This window comes from Bacillus sp. L_1B0_5 (assembly GCF_000836715.1).
Classification (GTDB): Bacteria; Bacillota; Bacilli; order Bacillales; family Bacillaceae_G; genus Bacillus_A; species Bacillus_A thuringiensis_S.
The window spans coordinates 1-8,625 of the sequence record NZ_JXIS01000055.1 but is presented as its reverse complement, the minus strand read 5'-3'; the positions used below and the strand labels follow the sequence as shown (position 1 = coordinate 8,625).

Here is an 8,625-nt window from a genome sequence, read left to right as displayed (position 1 = left end):
CTTAGGAATCCCTCACTTCTAAACGAAGTGAAAGTGGGGGTAGTTCAAGAATGGAATTGAAAGTCAGTTGACAAATATTAAATTCTGGTTTAAATTTTGAAGTAATTCAATAAACTTTGTTAGGTGAGGCTCCTGTATAGAGAAACGCTGCTGCCCAAAAATGTCGAGAGACGCCAATGGGTCAACAGGAACGGTCGGATTAAGGCCCTTCTTAATGTAGCTGGTTATAAAAACCTATGCTATACAGTGCTAAAACTCAACGAGGGAGTGGTATACGATTTGATAGAAAGGCACCTCTGTGATTTTGGCAGAGCTGTCTTAATAATCATTTATTTGTATTGTAAAAAACCTTTACTCCTTTTTGAGTAAAGGTTTTTCTGTTTAATGTTATTTGTTTTATCTTGTCTATATTCAAAAAGGAGGTAATTCTAAATAATGAATTGATTGCAATGTAACTATTATTGCTCTAATAAAAAATTTTAGACAGATAAAATAAAACAAAACCACTCATGAAACTCTAGAGTCTCCCTTAGCAATATGAGGAGGAGTTAACATGAAGAAATTATTAAAAGAATTACTTGTAACCAAAAATAATTTGGATGCAGAGAAAGTTTTACGTCTTCCGTCGTATGATGTTGCGCAAGAAGTAAAAAGATTTTCAATTGAAGATCAAATCATATTGCTAAATACAATTCCCGTATTAAAAAGCTCTAAAATTCTTCAATATATGAGTGCAGAAGAAAAATATAATATCTTAATTCACTTATCTGAAAACAAAGCTAAAAAGTTACTAAATTTACAACCGATTGATGAATTAGTAGATTTACTTCTAGCGGTTCATCCTGAAAAACAAGCTAAATTAATGGCGTATCTAGACAAAATTACAAAACATAACGTAAAAAAATTGATGAATTTCAAACCTGAAACGGCAGGAAGTCTTGTCACAAGTGATTTTGTTGCAGTTAGAGGAAATTGGTCAGTAAAAATGACATTGAAGTACATTAGGGAACATTCTGAAAATGTAGAATCAATATCTTATAGTTATGTTCTTGATAGTCATGGTTATCTTGAGGGAATCGTTTCCATACATGAGTTATTACTAGCAGCAGATGAAGAGATATTATCTACTATTATGATTCAAGAGGTAATTTCAGTACAAGCTGAAGTTGACCAGCAAGAAGTTGTAAAAAAGCTACTGAATTATAATTTAGCAGCAATACCTGTGACAACAGCAAATAATAAAATGATTGGTATTATAACTTTTGATGACGTAATGAATGTTATGGAAGCAGAAGCTACAGAAGATATTCAAAAGTTAGGCGGAAGTGAGCCATTGAATCAATCTTACTTTGAAGCTAGCATTTGGAGCATTTTCTTAAAACGTCTACCATGGTTATTACTTCTTTTTGTTGCTGAGGCATATACAGGTACAGTATTAAAGTATTTTGAAGATGAAATTGAAACTGTAGTTGCCCTTGCTTTCTTTGTTCCGTTACTAGTAGGTACTGGTGGAAATACAGGAACACAGGTTGTAGCAACAATTACTCGTGCAATCGGTATTGGAGAGGTCAAATTTAAAGACATTTTCCGTGTAATGAAAAAGGAATTTGCAATAGGTATGCTTCTCGGACTTGCACTTGGAATAGCTGGGCTCACTCGTGCTTATATGTTGGGAGTTGGAACAGAAGTTGCACAAGTTGTAGCAATTACTTTATTATTTATTGTTATTTGGGCCTCTCTTGTAGCAGCAGTTTTACCTTTGATTCTAAGAAAATTAAAACTAGATCCTGCAGTTGTTTCGGGTCCATTTATTACAACATTTGTTGACGGAACAGGATTAGTAATTTATTTCATGGTTGCAAAAACGTTATTAAATTTGTAAATATACACTGAAGTAAAAGCGAAATGCGGAATAAGTATTTTGCCTTGATTGCTAAAATCTAGTGGAGAATTCAAAAATGAGGAAATCAAACACTTATGTCTTGAGATAAATAATATTTTAATGGATTTATTGAATGTAATGAATGCTGGAGGATAAAACTATGAAACATCTAAGAAAAATCTTCAAACGAATTTTGCTACTGTTGTCTATTTTCATGCTTATTGGCATAGGAATATTATTTGGTACTAGCTATGGCCGAGAGCTTCGTATAACAATGGCTGGGAGTATACTAACTTCTCAGCATCCACAATATGCGAAATATACATTCCTATCCCAAAAGGAACTAGATAAACTGCAAGATAGAATTAACCATCCGAAATGGTCAAACAGTGATGAGCATATTTATAAAAAAATAGCAGGAAAAAGATTAGAAGAATTTAAAAATCAACCATTAGAAATTGATGTAGAAACAATTAAAAGTAACAAAGATAGTCGCTTTCTTTTTGAAGGGAAATTAGTTACTATTAGCAATCCCTTCAATGTTAAACTTGTTAGCCATCAAGGAACACAGGGCGCTAACAGAGGAGAAAAAATTAGCGTAATGGCAAAGCGTAATCATGCACTTGTTGCTGTGAATGCAAGTGGATTTGCTGATGAAACAGGAAGGGGTGGAGGAAATGTTGCAACTGGAATAGTAATAGAAAATGGGGAAGCTATTGATACGAATATGGATAGAAATACCCCTACAATTATTACGGGTTTAACAAAGTTTGGGCAAATGATAACAGGAAATTATTCTACCCAACAACTTTTGGATAAACAAGTCGTTTCAGCGGCAGGATTTATGCCACAGTTAATTGTAAATGGAGAAAAAATGATTACAGAAGGAGACGGTGGCTGGGGCTCTGCACCGCGAAGTATTATGGCACAAAAAGAAGATGGTACAATTATGTTTTTAGTTATTGACGGTAGACAGACGCATAGTATAGGGGCTACGTTAAAAGAGTGTCAAGATATTCTATATGAAAAAGGAGCAATAAATGCAATGGCAATGGATGGAGGATCCTCTGCTACTCTATATTTAGGAGGAAGGGTTATAAATTCACCTTCTACATTGTCTCGTGAAGATCGCTATTTACCGAATGCTTGGGTGGTAACAGCAAATTCGAAGCAAAAAATAAAGATGACAATAGATGGAGAAAAAGTAAATCCCAAAACATTAGATAATATTGGTACAAATATTTAAACCCATGTATGAGCTACTTATATAAATAAAGATTTTAAAACCGCAAAATGTATTAATGAATAAAATCCGTAAAATGAAATCAGTACACATAAAGGAGAAATTGTATAATTGCATAAAGTTTGTGAAAAAATGGGAGTATAATTTGGTATTGTGTAATAAAGATAAGGCCCACCTATGGAAATAGGTGGGTTTTTTGTTGGGTATTTTTATCTCATTGCAGAAAAGGGAATTTCTATTAAAACTATAGCATATTTTTATAGCTCTTATATTGAGAAAAAGAAAAGGCACCCAAACAAGAGTGTCTTTTCCCATAGTTTTTAGCAGAAGCAAGAAGCTCCAACAATAATTAATAAAATAAATAATACAACTAATAAAGCAAATCCTCCTGCAAAGCCACAGCCGCCACCGCAGCTACCACCAAAGCCCATAATAATTCCTCCTTTAAATAGTAGGAGAAAAATAAGGAGTCACTCATGTATTTTAATGGATTCAAATTACTTTATGTTTTTAAGGATTAAATAAGCAGGTTCTTTTAAAAATAAGGGAAAGATGATTTAGGGCGCTTCACCTGAATATAAATAAATTGCACATTTTCTTAAAAACAAACTATTGAATTATATCAATAATTAGATTAAATAATATAATGTATTAATCTTAGCAGAAGGGAGGAATAACCATGCAATTAGTTTGTTTTAAAGTAGTAAGTGGACAATACTTCTTAGTTGTAGAGGGTATCGAGATCCCTGTCCCAATTCCAGCGTTTGCTGCAGCTCTATTAATTGGTTTAGGAGTAATCCCGCTTTGTTCTTAATATAAAGAACTCCAAACAGCCCTACCTTTCAATTGATAAGCCCTCAAGTGTAAGAATGCTTGAGGGTTTTTATAATAAAGAAAAGACACCCAAAGGTGCCTTCCTCCGACTTGAATCACTTTAATTTTAATGATATGTATTGGACGCCAATTCAATTATTATTTTACTATGTTAAGTAATATTGTACATTGAGAAATTTGGTATACCTCTTTATTTAAACTTAAAAAGCCCTAGAAGATCTGGGACTTTTTAACAGAATGAAAATGATTCAAAAAATGGACTTTTATAACGTAACATACGACTGTTTCATAAATGTATCGTAAAAGTGAACAAAATCTATATTTTGTAAATAAAGATTCAGAGTTATAATATTTGAGTAATACATTATGTAATTATAGGGGGGAAGAGCTTGGATAGAACATTTGAGTTTAAAGGGGCAGGGAAAACAGTAGTAAGAATAGAGGATAACTTCATTCGACTGAAGCGAAGAGGAGCCTTGAATTTTTTAAATCATGGATTAGACGGTGAAAAAACCATTGATATTAACAATATGACTGGTATTCAAATTAAAAAAGCCAATTTCTTCACAAATGGTTACATACAATTTATTTTTATGGGTAGTCAAGAGAGTAAAAAAGGGGTTATGGCTGCAGCAGCAGATGAAAACACAGTAATGTTTACAAAAAAAGAAGAAAAAATGGTTGTAGAAATTAAAGAGTATATTGAGAGTATTTTAGCTAATAAAAGCAAACCTCAAGTTTCTGCATCAGTAAGTGGGGCAGATGAAATATTGAAGTATAAAGAGTTGTTAGATCAAGGAGTTATTACTGAAGAAGAGTTTCAAGCGAAGAAAAAGCAATTATTAGGAATTTAAAAAAGCACTCATATGAGTGCTTTTTTTATTTTAAACCGAATTAAGATTTATTTTGCAATTTACCTTCTTAGAACATGAAGTTCGCATTAGCACCAAATCCTTTTTCTACATTCCATTTATACATAATGGTATGAAGTTGTTCGCTAGCTTGCCCAGTCTATGATAAAACTTCCCCGTCGCTACCAATGATAGTTTTAACTTCGTCGTAACTCATTCCATTTTTGATTTGATTGAATTTAGTTTTGCTAATTCCAGGTTTATTTTCCGGAGCTTCTTCTTTTTTAGGCTCTTCTTTAGTAGCTGGCGCTTGTGTTTCTTGTTTAAGGGTACGGCCGCATACCCATTAACTTAAGAAAAGTAAACATCCCCAAAACAAAAATATGATCTCATTTCTCGAAATAATTAATTGTAGAGAAAGAAAATTGTCATTTAGGGGGTACTTCAAAACCTTAGCTTGATGGCGATGGGGTCTCGTCACACATCTCTAAGTTGCGGTGATCCCCATAGCCAAAGAAGTAAGAAGATATTTAGAAGAGCATCAAATTTTGAGGAAGTGCTTGTGAACTGTATCATAAATAAATGAGGTTTTGTATGTTCGATTTTTAAATAATACCCAAGAAGGAGTGGATTACAGTTATAGTAATACTCCTTTTTTGTATTTCTATAATAGATGATTTTTTTGAAAAAAACAGAATTATCTTGACAGTTATTGAATGGATTGATAAGGTTATAAAAAAATATTTCTTATCCAGAGAGGTGGAGGGACTGGCCTTATGAAACCTCAGCAACAGGTCTGCTTAAGTAGACACTGTGCTAATTCCAGCGGGTGATAATCCTGATAGATGAGAGCTTCCGTTTTTATTTGTCAGTAGCGCCCTCTTTTTTAGAGTGCGTTTTTGTTTTTTCTGGATAGTAACTAAAGGAGAGTAGAAATGGAGAACAAAAATGGGCAAGAATTTCAAAGGAAAATGCAAGCACGTCATTTAGTCATGCTATCACTTGGTGGGGTGATTGGAACGGGCTTATTCTTAAGTTCGGGTTACACTATTCAACAAGCTGGCCCATTTGGAACAATTCTATCCTATTTGGTTGGTGCACTAGTGGTTTATCTAGTTATGCTATGTTTAGGAGAACTTTCCGTACATATGCCCGAAACGGGCGCATTTCATAGTTATGCAGTTAAATACATTGGACCGGGTACAGGGTATACAGTAGCCTGGTTGTATTGGTTAACTTGGACTGTTGCTTTAGGTTCTGAATTTACAGCCGCAGGATTACTTATGAAGCGATGGTTTCCATCGATTAATGTTTGGGTATGGAGTGCTCTTTTTGCCATTTTGATCTTTGTATTAAATGTTCTGACTGTTAAATTTTTTGCCGAATCCGAATTTTGGTTTTCATCGATAAAGGTTATAGCTATTTTGATTTTTATTGTTTTAGGAGTAGCGGCAATGCTAGGGTTTCTTCCGATGGCTCATTCAAAAGCAGCGCCATTCTTTTCTAATTTTACAAGTGGAGGTTTATTTCCTCATGGTGCTACGGCCATTATGATGACCATGCTTGCGGTTAATTTTGCTTTTTCGGGAACAGAATTAATAGGCATTGCAGCTGGAGAAACAGCGAACCCGGAAAAAATGATACCGAAGGCCATTCGAACTACTCTGTGGAGATTGATCATCTTTTTTGTAGGAACGATTGTTGTTTTATCTGCGTTATTGCCTACTTCCGATGCGGGGGTATTAGAGAGCCCTTTTGTTGCAGTTCTAGAACGAATTGGGGTGCCATATTCAGCTGACATAATGAATTTCGTTATCTTAACAGCCATTTTATCTGCGGCAAACTCAGGCCTTTACGCCTCTTCTAGAATGCTTTGGTCGCTTGCTAATAAGAACATGATATCCCCCATTTTTGGAAAAATGACGAAGCAAGGTGTTCCAATCAACGCCGTCATTTTCAGCATGGTGGGTGGAGCTTTGGCTTTGCTCTCAAGTATTGTGGCACCAGATACTGTCTATATCGTACTTGTTTCCATTTCCGGTCTAGCAGTAGTCGTAGTTTGGATGAGTATTAGTGCTTCCCAGTTCCTATTTCGCAGACAATTTTTGAAAGAAGGAAATTCTGAAAAGGACTTGATTTATCGCACACCACTATATCCATTAGTACCAATTGCTTCTTTTATCCTTTGTCTGGCATCGTGTATTGGAATTGCATTCGATCCAACACAGAGGATTGCCTTATATTGCGGCATACCGTTTATTTTGTTTTGCTATGGAAGTTATTATCTAACAAAAAATCTAAAAAAGAGGGGCGTAGATTATGTCGAACAAAATCAACCCAATTGATGATATTTTATCCCAACATTCCATTATGATTCTTGACGGAGCATTAGCTACAGAATTGGAGGCACATGGATGTAATTTGGACGATCCCCTTTGGTCGGCACGTGTGTTACTAGAAAATCCAGAACTAATTTATCAGGTTCATTTAGATTATTTTATTGCTGGAGCGGACTGTGCCATAACAGCAAGCTATCAAGCTACTATTAGTGGTTTTTCCACGCGTGGAATACAAGAACAGGAAGCTTTGAAATTAATTAAGAAAACGGTGTTACTTGCAAGAAGGGCAAGAGATGATTTTTGGAAGGAAAATAAGCAAACGAATAGGCCTAAACCATTGGTTGTTGCATCAGTTGGGCCGTACGGGGCTTACCTTGCAGATGGTTCAGAGTATGTAGGCAACTATGGTGTGACAGATAAAACATTAGCAGACTTTCACCGTTCGAGAATGTCCGCGTTAATTGAAGCAGGTGCAGATCTATTGGCATTTGAAACGATCCCTTCCCTGCAAGAAGCAAGAGTATTAGATACATTATTGCGTGAGTTTCCAGAAACATATGCGTGGCTTACCTTTTCGCTAAAAAATGAGAAAGAGATTAGTGAAGGTATGAAACTCGTGGAGTGTGCACGAGCTTTTGAGAAAAGTGAACAAATTGTAGCAATAGGCATCAATTGTGCGCCAGTAAACGTTGTGACTGGTGCAATCCAAGAGTTGAGGGCAAACACCAAAAAACCGATTATTGTTTATCCAAACTCTGGTGAAACTTATAATTCAGAAACAAAAACATGGCATGATTATGAACAATGTAACGCGTTGGATATTCAATCTGAAGAATGGTACCAAGCAGGTGCACGTTTAATAGGTGGATGCTGCAGAACGACACCTTATCACATTGAGGGGATATCGAACAAGTGGCGTTCTTCCGAGTTTTTCTATTCGAACGAAGCAAAGCAGTAATGTAATGATTGATAATCTATTTTTGTGTATATTTTCATGATTTAGCTTGTTAAGGAATCTACAGTTTCATCTAGTGGCACAAAATGTTTTTTCAGAGACACAAATGTGGATGGTAGCCTCGGAAATCCTATGGACTTTTGGGTACCTTAGGTATGGAAAGGAATCAGGGAAAATAAAAACCGCTGGTTTAATAGATATGGTAGATAACATGCTGAATCTTTTAATGAAGATGTAGTTGATCCAATTGAAGGTGAAGGGGACCATTTATTTATTTAAAAAATAGTTCAATAATTATATGAAAAGTTGTAGTAGTTAATATGGTCATATTGTCGTAAAAAAGGGTAGATGTAAACAGGTATGCTCTCCTGTTCATCTATCCTTTCCTTTTTACCTTATAAAATGTGTGACATTATATTCAATCGTATAAATATAGGATTTCATTACTATTTCCTGGATTTTTAATAAAACGATAGGGTTTATTTGGTATGCGTATTGATGGTGTTGCAAAACTCATAAAT

General features: G+C 34.9%; 7 protein-coding genes and 2 riboswitches. Of the genes, 6 read left to right on the top strand and 1 reads right to left on the bottom strand.

What is annotated here, in order from left to right; all coding sequences use genetic code 11:
• The first annotated feature begins 108 nt into the window (after positions 1-108).
• Positions 109-274, top strand: a riboswitch (M-box (ykoK) riboswitch).
• Positions 275-553: 279 nt separating this feature from the next.
• Both mgtE and RT27_RS19475 read left to right on the top strand, forming a co-directional pair.
• A complete protein-coding gene (mgtE, locus tag RT27_RS19480; RefSeq protein WP_016082865.1) occupies positions 554-1,882 on the top strand; it encodes a magnesium transporter in 1,329 nt (442 codons plus the stop codon).
• 160 nt (positions 1,883-2,042) lie between these two features.
• Positions 2,043-3,128 carry a phosphodiester glycosidase family protein gene (locus RT27_RS19475; protein WP_043937073.1) on the top strand — a complete coding sequence of 362 codons (1,086 nt, stop codon included), beginning with the start codon at positions 2,043-2,045 and terminating at the stop codon, positions 3,126-3,128.
• Between the two features lie 317 nt (positions 3,129-3,445).
• On the opposite strand, the gene RT27_RS33740 is transcribed toward RT27_RS19475, so the two are convergent.
• Entirely contained in the window at positions 3,446-3,556 is a 111-nt protein-coding gene (locus tag RT27_RS33740; protein WP_000505681.1) for a YjcZ family sporulation protein, read from the bottom strand.
• Between the two features lie 248 nt (positions 3,557-3,804).
• Between RT27_RS33740 and RT27_RS36125 the strand changes: the two genes are divergently transcribed.
• The 4 genes from RT27_RS36125 (at position 3,805) to mmuM (ending at position 8,107) form a co-directional block, all read left to right on the top strand.
• Positions 3,805-3,939: a hypothetical protein gene (locus RT27_RS36125; protein WP_255290326.1), complete on the top strand. Its 135-nt coding sequence runs from the start codon at positions 3,805-3,807 to the stop codon at positions 3,937-3,939.
• Positions 3,940-4,348: 409 nt separating this feature from the next.
• Entirely contained in the window at positions 4,349-4,813 is a 465-nt protein-coding gene (locus tag RT27_RS19470) for an SHOCT domain-containing protein (protein WP_043937072.1), read from the top strand.
• Between the two features lie 741 nt (positions 4,814-5,554).
• Positions 5,555-5,662: riboswitch (SAM riboswitch) on the top strand.
• Between the two features lie 83 nt (positions 5,663-5,745).
• The gene (gene mmuP, locus RT27_RS19465) at positions 5,746-7,155 is read left to right on the top strand and encodes an S-methylmethionine permease (protein WP_043937071.1); all 1,410 of its coding nucleotides are present in this window, start codon (positions 5,746-5,748) and stop codon (positions 7,153-7,155) included.
• Positions 7,130-8,107 (top strand): homocysteine S-methyltransferase, encoded by a 978-nt coding sequence (gene mmuM / locus RT27_RS19460; protein ID WP_043937070.1) that lies wholly within the window; start codon positions 7,130-7,132, stop codon positions 8,105-8,107. The genes mmuP and mmuM overlap by 26 nt, the downstream gene beginning before the upstream one ends.
• Positions 8,108-8,625 lie beyond the last annotated feature (518 nt).

Excerpts from the sequence above, each read along its gene's own strand:
- RT27_RS33740 (WP_000505681.1), bottom strand. The coding sequence starts at position 3,556 with ATGGGCTTTGGTGGTAGCTGCGGTGGCGGCTGTGGCTTTGCAGGAGGA.
- mmuP (WP_043937071.1), top strand. The coding sequence starts at position 5,746 with ATGGAGAACAAAAATGGGCAAGAATTTCAAAGGAAAATGCAAGCACGT.
- mmuM (WP_043937070.1), top strand. The coding sequence starts at position 7,130 with ATGTCGAACAAAATCAACCCAATTGATGATATTTTATCCCAACATTCC.
- RT27_RS19475 (WP_043937073.1), top strand. The coding sequence starts at position 2,043 with ATGAAACATCTAAGAAAAATCTTCAAACGAATTTTGCTACTGTTGTCT.
- RT27_RS36125 (WP_255290326.1), top strand. The coding sequence starts at position 3,805 with ATGCAATTAGTTTGTTTTAAAGTAGTAAGTGGACAATACTTCTTAGTT.
- mgtE (WP_016082865.1), top strand. The coding sequence starts at position 554 with ATGAAGAAATTATTAAAAGAATTACTTGTAACCAAAAATAATTTGGAT.